Origin of the sequence: Methanoregula sp., assembly GCF_002835825.1 — an archaeon.
Lineage (GTDB): Archaea > Halobacteriota > Methanomicrobia > Methanomicrobiales > Methanospirillaceae > Methanoregula.
This window is the reverse complement of sequence record NZ_PIZH01000009.1, coordinates 1-14,903: the sequence shown is the minus strand read 5'-3', so window position 1 is coordinate 14,903 and position 14,903 is coordinate 1. Positions and strand designations below refer to the sequence as shown.

Annotated in this window: 17 protein-coding genes; 14 read left to right on the top strand and 3 right to left on the bottom strand. The window is 61.0% G+C overall.

Going from position 1 to position 14,903, the window contains the following annotated elements; genetic code table 11:
* Positions 1-423 (bottom strand): response regulator (locus CW742_RS00825; RefSeq protein WP_292415522.1); only part of this gene is annotated, 423 nt, incomplete at its 3' end.
* Positions 424-567: 144 nt separating this feature from the next.
* Between CW742_RS00825 and CW742_RS00820 the strand changes: the two genes are divergently transcribed.
* From CW742_RS00820 to sucD, 8 genes are all read left to right on the top strand, one after another.
* Positions 568-1,404, top strand: a complete 837-nt coding sequence (locus tag CW742_RS00820) for a fumarate hydratase (RefSeq protein ID WP_292415521.1) — start codon at positions 568-570, stop codon at positions 1,402-1,404.
* Positions 1,401-1,964, top strand: coding sequence for a FumA C-terminus/TtdB family hydratase beta subunit (locus tag CW742_RS00815; protein ID WP_292415520.1), 564 nt, complete (start codon positions 1,401-1,403; stop codon positions 1,962-1,964). Before CW742_RS00820 ends, CW742_RS00815 begins: the two co-directional genes overlap by 4 nt.
* A 120-nt stretch (positions 1,965-2,084) precedes the next feature.
* Positions 2,085-2,357 carry a ferredoxin family protein gene (locus CW742_RS00810; RefSeq protein ID WP_292415519.1) on the top strand — a complete coding sequence of 91 codons (273 nt, stop codon included), beginning with the start codon at positions 2,085-2,087 and terminating at the stop codon, positions 2,355-2,357.
* Positions 2,354-3,457 carry a 2-oxoacid:acceptor oxidoreductase subunit alpha gene (locus CW742_RS00805; RefSeq protein ID WP_292415518.1) on the top strand — a complete coding sequence of 368 codons (1,104 nt, stop codon included), beginning with the start codon at positions 2,354-2,356 and terminating at the stop codon, positions 3,455-3,457. The genes CW742_RS00810 and CW742_RS00805 overlap by 4 nt, the downstream gene beginning before the upstream one ends.
* Positions 3,454-4,242, top strand: a complete 789-nt coding sequence (locus CW742_RS00800; RefSeq protein WP_292415517.1) for a thiamine pyrophosphate-dependent enzyme — start codon at positions 3,454-3,456, stop codon at positions 4,240-4,242. Before CW742_RS00805 ends, CW742_RS00800 begins: the two co-directional genes overlap by 4 nt.
* The gene (locus tag CW742_RS00795) at positions 4,239-4,769 is read left to right on the top strand and encodes a 2-oxoacid:acceptor oxidoreductase family protein (protein ID WP_292415516.1); all 531 of its coding nucleotides are present in this window, start codon (positions 4,239-4,241) and stop codon (positions 4,767-4,769) included. The genes CW742_RS00800 and CW742_RS00795 overlap by 4 nt, the downstream gene beginning before the upstream one ends.
* The gene (locus tag CW742_RS00790) at positions 4,766-5,851 is read left to right on the top strand and encodes a succinate--CoA ligase subunit beta (protein WP_292415515.1); all 1,086 of its coding nucleotides are present in this window, start codon (positions 4,766-4,768) and stop codon (positions 5,849-5,851) included. Before CW742_RS00795 ends, CW742_RS00790 begins: the two co-directional genes overlap by 4 nt.
* Positions 5,848-6,726: a succinate--CoA ligase subunit alpha gene (gene sucD, locus CW742_RS00785; RefSeq protein WP_292415514.1), complete on the top strand. Its 879-nt coding sequence runs from the start codon at positions 5,848-5,850 to the stop codon at positions 6,724-6,726. The genes CW742_RS00790 and sucD overlap by 4 nt, the downstream gene beginning before the upstream one ends.
* Positions 6,727-6,774: 48 nt before the next feature.
* Here sucD and CW742_RS00780 read toward each other — a convergent pair whose 3' ends face one another.
* Complete coding sequence (locus CW742_RS00780) at positions 6,775-7,833, bottom strand: alpha/beta fold hydrolase (protein WP_292415513.1); 1,059 nt, start codon at positions 7,831-7,833, stop codon at positions 6,775-6,777.
* Between the two features lie 118 nt (positions 7,834-7,951).
* Here CW742_RS00780 and CW742_RS00775 point away from each other — a divergent pair, with 118 nt between their 5' ends.
* The 6 genes from CW742_RS00775 (at position 7,952) to hisB (ending at position 14,570) form a co-directional block, all read left to right on the top strand.
* Positions 7,952-9,322 (top strand): hypothetical protein, encoded by a 1,371-nt coding sequence (locus CW742_RS00775; RefSeq protein WP_292415512.1) that lies wholly within the window; start codon positions 7,952-7,954, stop codon positions 9,320-9,322.
* Positions 9,323-9,430: 108 nt separating this feature from the next.
* A complete protein-coding gene (locus tag CW742_RS00770; protein WP_292415511.1) occupies positions 9,431-10,927 on the top strand; it encodes a zinc ribbon domain-containing protein in 1,497 nt (498 codons plus the stop codon).
* A gap of 218 nt (positions 10,928-11,145) precedes the next feature.
* Positions 11,146-12,348 (top strand): methionine adenosyltransferase, encoded by a 1,203-nt coding sequence (locus CW742_RS00765; protein ID WP_292415510.1) that lies wholly within the window; start codon positions 11,146-11,148, stop codon positions 12,346-12,348.
* An 11-nt stretch (positions 12,349-12,359) separates the two neighbouring features.
* Positions 12,360-13,277: an ATP phosphoribosyltransferase gene (gene hisG, locus CW742_RS00760; RefSeq protein WP_292415509.1), complete on the top strand. Its 918-nt coding sequence runs from the start codon at positions 12,360-12,362 to the stop codon at positions 13,275-13,277.
* Between the two features lie 7 nt (positions 13,278-13,284).
* On the top strand, positions 13,285-13,995 hold the full coding sequence (hisA, locus tag CW742_RS00755; protein WP_292415508.1) for a 1-(5-phosphoribosyl)-5-[(5-phosphoribosylamino)methylideneamino]imidazole-4-carboxamide isomerase: 711 nt from the start codon (positions 13,285-13,287) through the stop codon (positions 13,993-13,995).
* Positions 13,992-14,570: an imidazoleglycerol-phosphate dehydratase HisB gene (hisB, locus tag CW742_RS00750; protein WP_292415507.1), complete on the top strand. Its 579-nt coding sequence runs from the start codon at positions 13,992-13,994 to the stop codon at positions 14,568-14,570. The genes hisA and hisB overlap by 4 nt, the downstream gene beginning before the upstream one ends.
* A gap of 5 nt (positions 14,571-14,575) precedes the next feature.
* On the opposite strand, the gene CW742_RS00745 is transcribed toward hisB, so the two are convergent.
* A partial coding sequence (locus CW742_RS00745; RefSeq protein ID WP_292415506.1) for a GNAT family N-acetyltransferase occupies positions 14,576-14,903 on the bottom strand: 328 nt, incomplete at its 5' end.

Genomic DNA, 14,903 nt, shown 5'->3' with positions numbered 1-14,903 from the left:
GATCTGCTCGTACGCGGCCTTGAGCTCGTCCTGGCTCCTCTTCCGGCTTACGGCCTGGCGGATCTTGTGCGCCAGCTCTGCGAACTGCGCGGTCGGGTCCCCGCCTTTCTGGAGGTAGAAGTCAGCCCCGTTGTTGATGGCCTGGATAACAACCTCCTCGCGCCCCCGTCCCGTGAAAAGGATAAAGGGGATGTCGCCGTACTTCTCCCGGACGGCCTTTAAAAATGCGATCCCGTCCATGCCCGGCATCTGGTAATCGGAGATAATGGCATCGCAGGAGGCAATGGCGGGTGAATCGAGGGCATCCTGCGCCGACTCCGCAGTATCGACACTGAACTCCGGGGACTTCTCAAGGAAAAGGCGGGTAACTTCAAGGAGGCCAGGCTCATCGTCAACATAGAGAGCCCGAATCCTGTCAGGCATAGTTCAACCATGTGCGCTTTTCAATATAGCATTTTCTGTGGTGATGGTACGCAAAGGTACATTCCGGAATGGTCGTTTGAAAAAAACCGCCTGCATCAGGGTCTCCGTTCGCTATATTACCCCCTGCCCCCCAGTATATTTTGAATGCCGGTGCAAGACTCCGATCGTATCCATGCAGCGCTTGCCTCCGCAACGCTTGCGGCGTACCGCGAGGCGGTCATCCACCTCCCGGTGGACGTACTGAAGGTGATCGGGGACGCTGCCCGTGCCGAGACGAACACGGTTGCCCGCGGCGAATATGCCAATATCCTCCTGAACATACGGACCGCAGGTGAACGCGGCGTGCCGCTCTGCCAGGACACGGGCGTCCCGGTGGTCTACCTCACCATTCCCCCGGAGGTGCCGCTCACGCAGGGGCTGTACGACGCGGTAGCGGAGGGCGTCCGGAGGGCAACCACGGAGATCCCCCTCCGCCCCAATGTCGTGGACCCGCTCACCCGGCACAACACGAACGACAACACGGGCATGGGGATGCCGGCAATCCACGTGAAACCCGGTAAAAAATTCACCGTCACGGTACTCCCGAAAGGGGCCGGCGCAGAGAACATGTCGCGCACCGCCATGCTCCTCCCGTCGCAGAAGGACCAGATCGAAAAGTTCGTTGTCGAGACCGTGTACCTTGCGGGGGCACGTCCCTGCCCTCCCGTCATTGTCGGTGTCGGGATTGGCGGGACGTTCGATGGCGCTGCTGCGCTCGCAAAGGAGGCGCTGCTGGAACCGGTCGACCGGATGACGGACTTCGAGCAATCACTCCTCTGCGCTGTCAACAAACTTGGTATCGGGCCGATGGGGCTTGGCGGGGACTTCACGGCGCTTGCGGTAAAAGTGAAGACGGCCGGCTGTCACACCGCTTCGCTGCCGGTGGCCGTCAACATCCAGTGCTGGGCAAACCGGCACGCGACCGTGGAGGTGACGTGGTGACAAAAAAACCCGTGTGGCTGACAACTCCCCTGGGCGACGAGGTGCTGGAGCTGAAAGCCGGTGATCATGTCGAGCTCTCTGGCATCGTGTACACTGCACGCGACGAGGCCCATCTCCGGATGATGAAGGATGGGATCCCGTTCGACCCGATGGGGGCCGTCATCTACCACTGCGGCCCGGTGATCCAGGACGGGAAGGTGGTCGCCGCCGGCCCCACGACCTCCGCACGAATGAACGAGCTGGAGGGTTTCCTCATTGACAAGGGTGTCCGGGCGTTCATCGGAAAAGGCGGTATGGGAACCACGGTGCGGGACCAGCTCGCGGGGAAGGGCGTGTACCTCGCATTCACCGGTGGGTGCGCTGCTCTCGCCTCGACCCGTATGACGCTGAAAGGTGTTTACTACGAGGACCTTGGCATGGCCGAAGCTGTCTGGGCGATCGAGCTCGACCGGCTGCCGCTCGTGGTCGGGATCGATTCGCACGGGAACGACATCTTCGAGGCGGCCCGGAAGAAGGCGGAGGCGGCGTTTGGGAAGTATGAGCCGGGGGCTTGCCGCTGATGGTCGAAGAACCTTACAGGTTCTTCTCCTGTCTCGGGTCTTATGACCCTCAACATTGTAAAAAAGAGCAGGTTTTTTGTAACAGTTCCCGTATAAGTACTACGATCAGGACTCCGACCCATGAAGCTCTCCATCGACGAGAACCGCTGCAAGGGGTGCAATCTTTGCACCAAAGTCTGCCCGTACAAGATCTTCCGCGAGGGGAAGAAGCTGAACCGGAAAGGGGTTGCCATCCCCGAGCTGGACCGGCCCGAGCGCTGCACCAACTGCCGGCTGCGTAACCTTTACGGGAGGCAGCTCTGCGGTGTCTGCCAGCTCACCTGCCCCGACCAGGCAATCCACTGGGTCGAGGAAGAACCCTACGAACCGCACAAGGTGGCGATTGAATATTGACGCGACTTGAATTCTGGCAGGGCAACACGGCCTGCGCTGAGGGGGCGCTTGCCGCCGGGTGCAACTTCTTCGGCGGGTACCCCATTACACCCTCCACGGAAGTAGCCGAGCACATGGCGGCAAAGCTCCCGAAGAAAGGCGGGGTCTTCATCCAGATGGAGGACGAGATCGCGGGGATAGCGTCCATCATCGGGGCGTCATGGACCGGTGCCCGGTCTATGACCGCAACGAGTGGCCCGGGATTCTCGCTGATGATGGAGAACATCGGATTTGCTGCCATGACAGAGACGCCCTGCGTTGTCGTCAATGTCCAGCGGGGCGGCCCGTCCACGGGTCAGCCAACCATGTCGGCGCAGGGGGACATGATGCAGGTCCGGTTCGGCTCGCATGGCGACTATGCAGTTATCGCTCTTTGTCCGGCTACGGTGCAGGAGATGTTCGAGCTCACGGTAAAGGCGTTCAACCTCGCGGACAAGTACCGCACGCCCGTCTTTGTAATGGCAGATGAGACTATCGGGCACATGCGGGAGAAAATCCTTGTCCCGGACAGCGTTGAGAAGACAGGGAGGAAACCCTTCATCTCCGGCACCCCCCCGTTCCGGGTCACCGACCCGGATCTCATCCCCGGATTTCCGGCGTTCGGCACCGGCCAGCACGTCCACGTGACTGGTCTTACGCACGATGAGCGGGGGTACCCTGCGGCAACGAACCCGAAGCTGCACATGGCGCTCGTGCAGCGGCTCGTGGACAAGATCGAGAACGCCCGCGATGATATGGCAGATTACGATGTCGTGAACCCGGACGCGGAGCAGGTCTTCATTGCCTATGGCGCGCCGGTCCGCACGGTCATGCAGGTGATGCATGATAAAAAGGACAATAACGTCGGCTTCCTCCGGATCCGTACGGTATGGCCGTTCCCGGAAAAAGCGCTTGCGAAATTCAAAAACGCAAAGCGTTTCCTTGTCCCGGAGATGAACCTCGGCCAGATAGCCCGCGAGATCCAGCGGCACGTGAAGGTGCCGGTGGTCTCCATCGCCAAGCTCGGTGGGGAGCTGCACACACCCGCAGACCTGGTAACGGCCCTGGAGGAGAAAGCATGAGCTACGACGAGTGGTTCCGCGAGGACCGGCTCCCCCACATTTACTGCGCCGGCTGTGGGAACGGTACGATCATCAACTGCACGCTTGCGGCTGTCGACCAGATGGGCTGGAAGAAGGAGGATACCGTCTTCGTGTCAGGTATTGGCTGCTCGTCGCGTGCGCCGGGATATATCCTCACCGACTCGCTCCACACCACCCACGGCCGGGCGCTCGCGTTCGCGACCGGTGTCAAGATGGCAAAACCCGCGTTCAATGTCGTGGTCTTCACGGGCGATGGCGACATGGCGGCGATCGGCGGCAACCATTTCATTCATGCCTGCCGGCGGAACATCGATATGACGGTTGTCTGCATGAACAACCAGATCTATGGCATGACCGGCGGCCAGGGGAGCCCGACCACTCCAAGGGGCTGCCTCTCATCCACAACGCCATTTGGCTGCGCCGAGCCGCCGTTCGATCTCTGCGAGCTTGCAACCGCCGCGGGGGCAAACTATGTCGCCCGCTGGACTTCCTACCATGTTAAGGAGCTTGAGAAGGCCGTCAAGGTCGGCCTCGAGACCCCGGGCTTTTCGTTCATCGAGGTGCTGGTCCAGTGCCCCACGGCGTTCGGGCGCCGGAACAAGTTCCGGCAGGTCATGGACCATGTCGAGTTCTTAAAGTCCCACTCGCTCCTGAAGGCAAAGCGGGACCGGATGCTCGACAACCACGAGCACGTCCCGGAGGATATGTTCGTTGTCGGAGAGCTCACAAAAAGGAACCGGCCCGCCATAGGAGTGAAACCATGAGGCACGAGATCCGGTTCTCGGGGTTTGGCGGACAGGGGATCATCCTCTCGGCCGTCATCATCGGGCGGGCAGCCGTGATGTACGACAACAAGTTTGCCGCCCAGACACAGGTGTACGGGCCGGAGGCCCGGGGCGGGGCATCGATGAGCCAGGTGGTCATCGATGATGAGCAGATCCTGTACCCCAAGGTCTCAATCCCCGGCATCTACGTTATCATGTCGCAGGAGGGCTTTGAGAAGTACGGCGCCTCCGCCCAGGAGTCAGCGGTGATGCTCATCGACTCGACTCTCGTCCACTCCCGGCCGAAGTGCCGGTGTATCGAAGTGCCGGCAACACAGCAGGCAAAGCAGACCTTAAAGAAGGATATCGTCGCGAACATCGTGATGCTCGGGGCGCTCGTTGCCGCAACGCACGTTGTGAGCGAAGAATCGTTAAAGAAAGCCATCCTCGATTCCGTGCCGAAGGGAACCGAGGAACTGAACCTGAAAGCCATGCAGCTCGGCCTTGAGCTGGGGAAACAGCCATGAAACTCCGCGAATACGAGGCAAAGAATGTCATTAAAGCGGCCGGGATCCCCGTCCCCGCCGGATTCCTGATCAAATCGCCCGACGAACTCACCCCTCACCTCGCTGCACTCGGCGATGCATTCGTCTTAAAGGCCCAGGTGGATGTCGGCGGCCGGGGCAAGGCCGGCGGCATCCTGATGGCCGACAAGGCCACGGGCACGAAGGTGGCACAGGAGCTCTTCGGAAAGCAGATCAAGGGGCTGCCCGTGAAAGAGGTTCTCGCCGAGCAGAAGCTTGACATCAAACATGAATACTATCTTTCCATCACGGTCGATCGCTCTTCAAAGCAGCCGCTCATCCTCTTCACGGAAGCAGGAGGAGTCGAGATCGAGATCACCGCAAAGGAGCACCCGGAACTGATCCGGAAGGTCGTTGCAAACCCGCTCATGAAGGACCTTCCCCCGTTCCTGATCCGCGAACTCCTCAGCACTGCCCCCAAGGAGATCGGCCCGGTCATCAACAAGCTCTACCAGGTCTTTATTGGGAAGGATGCCCTCCTTGCCGAGATCAACCCGCTGGTTGCAACCCCGAACGGGATCTTTGCCGCGGATGCGAAGATCATCGTGGATGACAATGCCCTTGGCCGGCAGGGGATCACGGTCAACCGCGATCTCTCGGAGCGGGAACGCGAGGCGGAGAAGCATGGCTTCTCCTACGTGGAGCTGGACGGCAGGATCGGCGTTATCGGGAACGGCGCCGGGCTCACCATGGCAACGCTCGACCTCATCGAGTATTATGGCGGGAAGGCGGCAAACTTCCTGGATGTGGGCGGCGGGGCCGAGAGCGAGCGGGTGAAGAACGCGGTACGCCTCGTGGCGAGTGTCCCGAGCGTGAAGGTCATCGTTGTCAACCTGCTGGGCGGCATCACCAAGTGCGACGAGGTGGCAAAGGGGATCATCGCCGCGGAGATCCCGCAGAAGGTCATTGTCCGGCTTGCGGGCACGAACGAGGCCGAGGGCCGGCGGCTCCTCTCGGAGAAAGGCTATGAGATGCTGGACACGATGGATCTCGTGGTGAAGAAAGCCGTGGAGGTTACAGCATGATCTACGGGGACAAAAAGACCGGCGTGCTCGTGCAGGGGGCAACCGGCAAGCAGGGCGAGTTCCATATCGGCCTGATGAATGCATACGCGAAGCAGGTCGGAGGCCGGGGTGTTGTTGCGGGTGTCACGCCCGGCAAGGGTGGCCAGCAGGTGCACGGTGTGCCGGTGTACAACACCGTGAAGGACGCGATGAAGGAGCACGACATCGGCGCTGCCGTCATCTTCGTCCCCGCGGGAGCCGCTGCCGACGCCATCATGGAGGAGGCGAACGCCGGCATCGAGACCATCGTCTGCATCACCGAACACATCCCCGTACAGGACACCATGAAGGCGATCGCGTACGCGAGGATGGAGGGCGCAAGCGTGATCGGCCCCAACTGCCCCGGGCTCCTCTCGCCCGGCGAGGTGAAGATGGGAATCATGCCGTCCGCCCTCTTCACCCGCGGCCACGTGGGAGTCATCTCCCGCTCGGGCACGCTCACCTACGAGGTCGTGGACGAGCTGACACGGGCCGGCATCGGGCAGAGCACGGTGGTCGGCATTGGCGGCGACCCGGTCATCGGGCAGACGTTTGTTGACGTGATGCAGCGCTTCGAGAAGGACCCGGAGACAAAAGCGGTTGTCCTGATCGGTGAAGTGGGCGGGAACCTCGAAGAGGAAGGAGCGACCTGCACCGACCTCCCGATTGTCTCCTACATTGCCGGCGTCTCGGCCCCGCCCGACAAGCGGATGGGCCATGCCGGGGCCATTGTCGAGGGCGGCGAGGGCGATGCAAAGTCCAAGATCGCCCGGCTCAAAAAGCACGGCGTGCCGGTTGCGTCCCGCGTATCGGAGATCCCGGAGATGGTCCGGGACCTGTTCCGGTGCGGGTGCTGAAAATACAATCTCTCCTTTTTGCGCAGCCGGATCCCCCGACCGGCGGGATTACATCTTGATATTCTTATCAGGTAAAGCGCGGGCGGTATCGACAACCGAACGGATTGCTTCAATAACGATATCGGGCCGGTCCAGCTGGACGTAATGCGTGGTATTTGGTGCAACACGATATGTCCCGTTTGCCGATTCACGGGCCATCTCCTGCTGGAGCGTGCGGAACATGGCATTGGCCTCTGCATTGTTTGACGGGTCCTGCGAGAATCCCATGTCATTCCCCGAAGCGATGACAACGAGCGGGATGTTTTTAGGCAGGGTGATCTCTGCCTGCTGCAACTCGGAAAAGATGGAGAATGCGCTCTCCGCCTCGACAGCCCGTGCCTCCCAGAAAGATGGCCGGGCTGCAAGGAGCGCCTGGTACGCGTGGAATTCATACGATGGCAGGCGGGGATCTGCCGGCACAAGGGAGAGGTTGGCGGCGAACGTGCCGTTCTCCGCTCTCTCTCGCATTGACCGGATGCCGAGAACGGCTGTATGGATGGCAGCCTGCTGTTCACGGGTGAAATGTTCACCAGTCCGTACCATCTGCCACTCGGACCCGGGATCCACGAGCACAATGCCCGCTACGTCATCCGGGTACCGGCTGGCATAGTACCGTACGTATTCTCCGCCAAGGGAGTGTCCTACAAGGACATAGGGAGGGGTGATGTTTGCGGCGCCGAGGAGGGAATGCAGCTGCCCGGTCACGTCCCGGGCAGTGACCGGGCCTTCGAGGGGTTCGCTCCACCCGTACCCCAGCCTGTCATAGGCGCAGACCCTTGTGAAATTCGCGACACCCGGCTGGACCTTTCCCCAGGAGAGGGAGATGTCCGTTGATCCTGCTTCCATGACAACCACGGGGCTGCCGGTTCCGGTGCACCGGACGTGCATCCGGCTGCCATTCACTAAAACGAGCTCGCCGGGCGGCGGCAAAGTCGCGCCCAGTTCATGCACCGGGTCGGGTGCCGGCGGCGTGGTTGCCTGCTGCGTGCAACCGGCTGCGAGGACCAGCGTGCAGATGAGGAGCATCATGAACGGGAGTGCGAGAGGGCACCGGTGGATATCTGTCATCCGTATCCTCACGTGGGGCTGCTCTCGCATTTATGCTTTGTTTGTGCTCACGGCCTTTGCACCCGGCAGCACCCGAACGGTTATTGTGGTCCCGCGACAATGGATCTGTCGCAAAACCATGTCCGCTACCCAGTTTCTCCCCATCCCGCCTGAATTGTTCGCCCATGCCTGCACCACCGTGACACAGCGTGTTTCTCAGCTCCCGTTTTTACGGGGCGGCGTGCATGTCACTGGCGAACTGGTCGGCGTGACCATGGAGTGCCTCAATGCCGAGCCGACCCGGACGCTTGCCATCAGAACGCCCCGCGATTCCCTTGCCGGGAGCGTGGCATCCGGCCTTGACATTGCCCTTGAGGAGCGCCTGCGGATTACGGGAAAGACGGTCGTCCCGGTGATCGCCGAGATACTCTGCACTGCCGGGATCACGGAGATGACAGAGATCATCGACCGGCAGATGCACCGGCCACGGCGGGCAATCCGCCTCCTCCCTCCCTGGACCTGGCATATCGCATCAACGCTCGCTCCCTCGGTCCGGCTCGCGGGAGGAGCGGCCGGATCATCGATCTCGTGGATGGACCTCTGCCCGGTCTGCCGGACCGGAATCCTCTCGAAGATCGTGGGAAAGCAGCTCTTCGGGATCCCCCATACCGACTTCATCATCGAGTGCTCGCACTGCGGGGCAAAGTTCATTCCCGTGGGGCCCGCGTACCGGCTGGTCTCCATTGCGCATATCCGCGACCCGCTCTGGAAGAAGCACCTGGACACAACGCACTCCCCGGAGGAGTGGGCTCTCCTTGCACGGGGCACGGCACCGGGGGGAAAGATCGTGCCTGTCAAAGCCCGTATGGCGGAAAAGCAACCGCCCAAGCCCCTGCCGGCCGCACCGGTCACGCTTACCGCGATGAAGGACGGGACGCTTGTGGTACCGGTTTTGGGAAAGACTATCTACTTCCGGCCGGTCCCCCTGAAGGTTGTCGGGAGCGTGAAAGGGGATGCCTTTTTCCGGGTGCAGCGGACCCTTGGCGAGCTCCTTGAACTCCCGGCGTTCAGGCACCTTAAGGAACCGGTCAACGCGAAATATTCCCGCTACCTCCCCTTAAAGGCCGGCCTCTTCCTCTCGCAGCTCAAGGAGCGGCACGATCTGTTCTATCTCGAGTTCCTCAACGAGTACGGCGACGAACGGTACGGCACCATCATGCCGGGGAACTCCGGCGAGACCGGGAAACGCGGGGTACTGATCGTTGCCGTGAACCGGGGGCTCTATTACGTTCTTGACTCCCCCGATCCGGTCTCTTCAACAATCACCGGCCGGTTTGCACGGGTCGGGCCGGACGACTGCCTCCTTTCGGGAGATATGGAGCGCTGCCGGGTCAATGCGTTGCTCAGCACCAGCCGGGACACCGCCGGGCTGTATGTCTGGCCTGTAGAAAAGGAGGACGAACGGCGCGAGGTCACCGCAGCGATCAGCGCCCTCATCTCTCCCCAATAGCCCTGCAGGAACCTCCTGACGGACCGATCGCTGATCAGAGAATTTTTCATATCTTATGAGAACATTATAATTATCCAGTCCGTACGATAAACAAGCGGAGTTTCCTTGATGAAGTGCCCTCACTGCGGGATGAACCTTCGGGATGATATCACCGAATGCGGTTATTGCGGCGGCAAAATTACCCGGAAAAAAGAGCGTGCGGCAGCTGACGCGGGGAAGTTTACCGTACCGCGGGCGGGTCCTGCATCCAAAGGGACCGTGGCCCGGGCACCGGCAGGGGATCCTGATTCAGAAGACGAGGAGGAGGGCGGTCTCTCTGCGGTCCTCCAGCCCGGCGAACAGGTGCTGATTGGGGCACTCAATGTTGCTGTCAAGAAATTCTCGTTCCACGCCTACCTGACCAACCAGCGTATCTTTTTGATCGACACGCAGGAAAAGAAGATCAAGGTGACGGCAAAAGACGTTTCCCGGGATACCATCGTGGGAAGCATCGTCGAAGTCTCCGAAAGTTCCGACCCCGTGCTCGTCCTCTCCCTCAGGTCCGAAGATGACGAGATCAAGACCATGAAGCTGGTCTTTGTCCAGGGCGGCACGGACCGGTCTGCGGAGATTGATGAATGGAATACCCTCCTCCAGGGCGAGGAGCCGGCACCGGCAAAGAAACCCGGAAAGCGGCCCGCTGCGGCACGGCCACGGGAGCCTGTCCCGGAAGAGGAGCCTGAAGAAGAACGCCCCGCAGTACAAAAGCCCCAGCGGCGGCCTGCGCCGGCAAAGGTGCAGGAGCCCATCGATGACGAGGAATATGGTGAAGAGGAAGAGGAGGAGCCTGCACCGATCCGCGTTCCCGAGCGTGCCCGTCCCCGGCCCGAGCTCCAGCCGGTGAGACGGCCGGTCAAAAAGGACCACGAGCGGCAGCCCCCGGTAAAGCGTTTGCTCTCACCCTACAATGCTCCCGAAGAGGAAGCCGTTCCGGAAGAGGAGCCTGCACCGGAATCCGCGGCTGTGACGCCCCCCCGGAGACTGCCGATCAGGCAGGTCATTGCCACTACCTACGAGCGGGAACCCCCGGTCACCCGCGAGGCAGCAGAGGAACCGGCCGTAGCAAAACCTGCCGTGCAGTCTGCTATGCGGGTAGCCATGAAGACCGCTATCCGGCAGACCGGCCCGGTCTCACCCCGGCCCGTCCGGCAGACGGTTATCGAGCCGCCGGCCCCTGTTGCGGAAGAGAGCCCGGCGCCGGCCCGGCGCCCGGTTGTCCAGGAGAGCAGGGCAGCCCCCGTTACCGGCAAGCCGGAACGTGATGAGCCAAAAGAGGCAACCCCCCAGTTCTGCCACAACTGCGGGAAGAAGCTGCCGCACTCCGCAAACTTCTGCCCGGGATGCGGGACCAAGCTGAACGTGGGAAGGACGCTTCCCCACTCCCGCACCAGCCCGACGCTCACGAAAAAGATGACAAGGACCGACCCGCCGGGCCACGAGAACCGGCCCGTACCGGTCGATCAGGAGGACTTCGAGGAGGAGAAGCCCGTCCCGACAAAACCCCCGGTCAAGAAGGCCCCGAAAGGCAGCGAAATGACTATTCTCCATAAATTCCTGCGGCGGTAGTCCCTCGTAGTGCGCCCGGCTTGTATCTTCTCTCTCTTTACACTGCTGTTTCGGGCATGACCTGTGGTTATATCGTGTTGCATGTGCAGCGTTTACGACGTTCTGCCTCTGTTTTTCGATTACTAACAGTAATAATTCCTGCCTCGTTTCTTGTATAATTGGAAATCGTTATATCAACACCATTCCCATGTATACTAACGAATCCCACGAGGACACTCATGAAAAGAAACATCCAGATCGAAGCCTTGGACCAGATCCCCCTTGAAAAGCAGCGCATTGAAGTCGCCGAGCGCAAGTGCCTCGGTCACCCTGACAGCATTGCCGATGGCATTGCAGAGTCCATCAGCCAGGCCCTCTGCAAAACCTACCTTGAGGAGTTCGGCGTTGTCCTCCACCACAACACCGACCAGGGCGAGATCGTTGCCGGCGAATCCGCACCGAAGTTCGGTGGCGGCCGGATGATCCGCCCGATCTACGTGCTCCTGGACGGCCGTGCAACCAAGGAATGGAACGGCGTCAAGGTCCCCGCAGATGCCGTTGCCGTCGAGGCCGCCAACAAGTACATCCACAAGATTCTCCCCGAGCTTGACCTGAACCGCGAGATCATGATCGACTGCCGGCTCGGGACCGGCTCCACCGACCTGCGGGATGTCTTCAAGCCCAACCAGGGCACGGCCCCGAGGTCCAACGACACCTCGTTCGGTGTCGGCCACGCGCCGTTCTCCGACGTGGAGAACATCATCTTAAACAGCGCGAACTACATTGACACAAAACTCCGGAAGAAGTACCCCGCCATCGGCCAGGACATCAAGATCATGGGCCTCCGCGACGGGAACACCATCACCCTCACCATTGCCTGCGCTATCGTTGACCGGTACTGCAAGGACATCCGCGAGTATAGTGAATACATGGACCTCCTTAAGGAGGAGATCACTGCGGTCGCAAAGAAGACCTCGAAGCGGAAGGTCGTTGTCCACGTCAACACTGCTGACGACATCAGGAAGAAGAGCGTCTTCTTAACCGTCACCGGTACCTCGGCCGAGATGGGAGACGACGGCTCGGTAGGCCGCGGCAACCGCTGCAACGGGCTCATCACCCCCAACCGCCCGATGTCCATGGAGGCAACGAGCGGCAAGAACCCGATCAACCACATCGGCAAGATCTATAACCTCCTCTCGACCCAGATCGCCCAGGACTGCGTCAGGAAAGTCGACGGCATCGAAGAGATGTACATCCGCCTCCTCTCCCAGATCGGGAAGCCGATCGACCAGCCCCTCGTGGCCAGTGTCCAGGTACTGCCCGTGTGCGGTGTCGCGTTAAAGGACATCAATGCCGAGATCCTTGGTATTGTTGACGACAAGCTGGCCAATGTCACCCAGATCACCGAAAAGGTAATCGCCGGCAAGCTCAAGACGTTCTGATTGGAACAGCAATGGCAAAACCTGCACCTGTCACTAAAAAATCCCGTGACAACCCTTCTTTTTCTGATGTTGTGCGGCTTGCGATCCCCAACAAGGGAAGGATCGCCGCCCCCATCCTCGATCTCGTGGAGAAGAGCGGGCTCCACCTTGCGGAGACCGGGGCCGAACGGCGTTTGATTACCCGGACGCTCGACCCCCATGTCGAGATCCTTTTTGCCCGTCCCGCGGATATTCCCGAGTACGTTGCAAACGGGGCAGCCGACCTTGGCATCACCGGCCACGACATGGTGATCGAGCGGGAGTCCGATGTCGAGGAGCTCCTCGACCTCCAGTCCGGCAGGGGCACACTGGTCCTTGCCGTGCACGAGGACTCCGGCATCACCTCGGTGAAGCAGCTGAAGGGGAAGAAGGTGGCGACCGAGTTCCCGGTCATCACCGGCAGGTACTTTGCAAAGAAGAAGGTAGAGGTCGAGATCGTGCAGGTGGGTGGCGCCTGCGAGGCAACCCCGCATCTCGGGATCGCGGACGCGATCATCGACCTGTCAAGCTCGGGCACGACGCTGAAGACCAACCGCCTCCGGGTGATCGACGAGGTCCTCACAACCTCGACCCACCTGATCGCAAACAAGGACTCCCTGAAGAAAAAGCGGGACAAGATCGACGAGATCCACCTTGCGCTGGAGAGCGTGATCCGGGCGCGGGGGCAGTGTTACCTGATGATGAATGCCAGACGGTCCTGCCTTGACGCGGTGAAAAAGGTCCTGCCCGGTCTCTCCGGCCCGACTGTCATGGACGTTGCCTCATCAGAGGGCCTCGTCGCGGTCCACGCGGTGGTCAGCGAGGAGCGGGTTTATACCCTCATCAACCAGCTCCGGCGTGCCGGTGCCCGGGATATTCTCGTGATGGCCATTCAGCGGATGATCCGGTAGGCTGCCCATGAAGATCTTTCCTGCAGTTGATATCCTTGGAGGGAAGTGCGTCCAGCTCGTGCAGGGCAAACGCGAGAGCGCGACAGCCTACGGCGACCCGTTTGCCTGTGCCACCCGCTGGCTGGATCTGGGGGCAACAGCGCTCCACATCGTCAATCTTGACGGGGCTTTCGGGACTGCCTCGAAGAATGCCGGACTCATCAAAGACCTGATCAAAAAGACCGGCGTTGAGGTCGAGCTGGGCGGAGGCATCCGCTCCGTGGACGATGCGAGGAACTGGCTCGAAACCGGCGTGGACCGGGTCATCATCTCGACCCTTGCGACCCGGGAGCCGGAGTGCATCCGCACCCTCTCCCGTGAGTTCGGTAAAGAGCGGGTGATGCCCGGGGTTGATGCAAAAGGCGGGCAGATTGCGGTGCACGGCTGGCAGGAGACGGCCGGGGACTATATCGGCTGGGCGAAACGCTTCGAGGAGCTGGGCGCCGGTTCGCTCCTGTACACAAACGTGGATGTCGAGGGGCTCCAGCAGGGCATACGGATTGAACCGGTGAAGCAGCTGATCGATGCGGTAACCATCCCTGTTGTTGTTGCTGGCGGTGTCTCGGCCCGTTCCGATGTTGCCGCCCTGAAGGAAGCCGGGGCTTTCGGGGCCGTGCTCGGCTCGGCCCTGTACAGCGGGAAGATCAAACTTGTGGATGCACTGGAGGAATGCAGATGAGAGTTGTGGACGTGAAGCGCGAGACAAAGGAGACGAAGATCGTAGTGAAACTGAACCCCGACGGGAAGGGGACTGTGAAGGTGGACAGCGGCGTCCCGTTCTTCGACCACATGCTGACCGCGATGGCCCGGCACGGGGGATTTGATCTTACCTGCACGGCAAAGGGCGACCTGCACGTGGACTGCCACCATACCATCGAGGACATCGGCATTGTCCTTGGTGATGCCGTAAAGCAGGTGATCGGCGAGGGCCGGGGCATCCGGCGGTTCGCCCACGCGGTCATCCCGATGGACGAGTCGCTTGGCGAAGTGGCCCTTGACTGCGGGGGCCGGGGATACCTTGTCTGGAAGGGGACGTTTGGGAACAAGTTCGTGAGCACCATCCCGGCCGATATCTTCGAGCATTTCTTCTACTCGCTCTGCACCCGGGCCGGCATCACGGCGCACATCACGTTCTCCGGCAAGAACGACCATCACCAGTGCGAGGCTGCGTTCAAGGCATTCGGCATCGCCCTCGGGCAGGCACTTGCCCTGACCGGTGACAAGACGGTCCGGAGCACGAAAGGGAAGTTCTGATCGGTTCAGAGGAACTTCTGCATCCAGACTGTATCGAAGACAATTCCTTTTTTTATCCCGACACGGGCAAACCTCCCGCATTCCGTGAACCCCTGCCGGGCGTGGAACCGGATACTGCCCTCGTTCAGGGACGAGATGCTGGCAAGGAGTGTTGTTATTCCCTGTTTTCGGCCGGCCTCCTCAAGGAACGCGAGCATCCGTGTCCCGATCCCTTTTCCCGTCAGGTCCGGCCGGAGGAAGTACGTGATCTCGGCCGCGTGCCGGAACGCGGGCATCGGGTTATGGGGCCGGAGCATGCCAAACCCGGCAATCGTTCCATCATCCAGCCGGGCA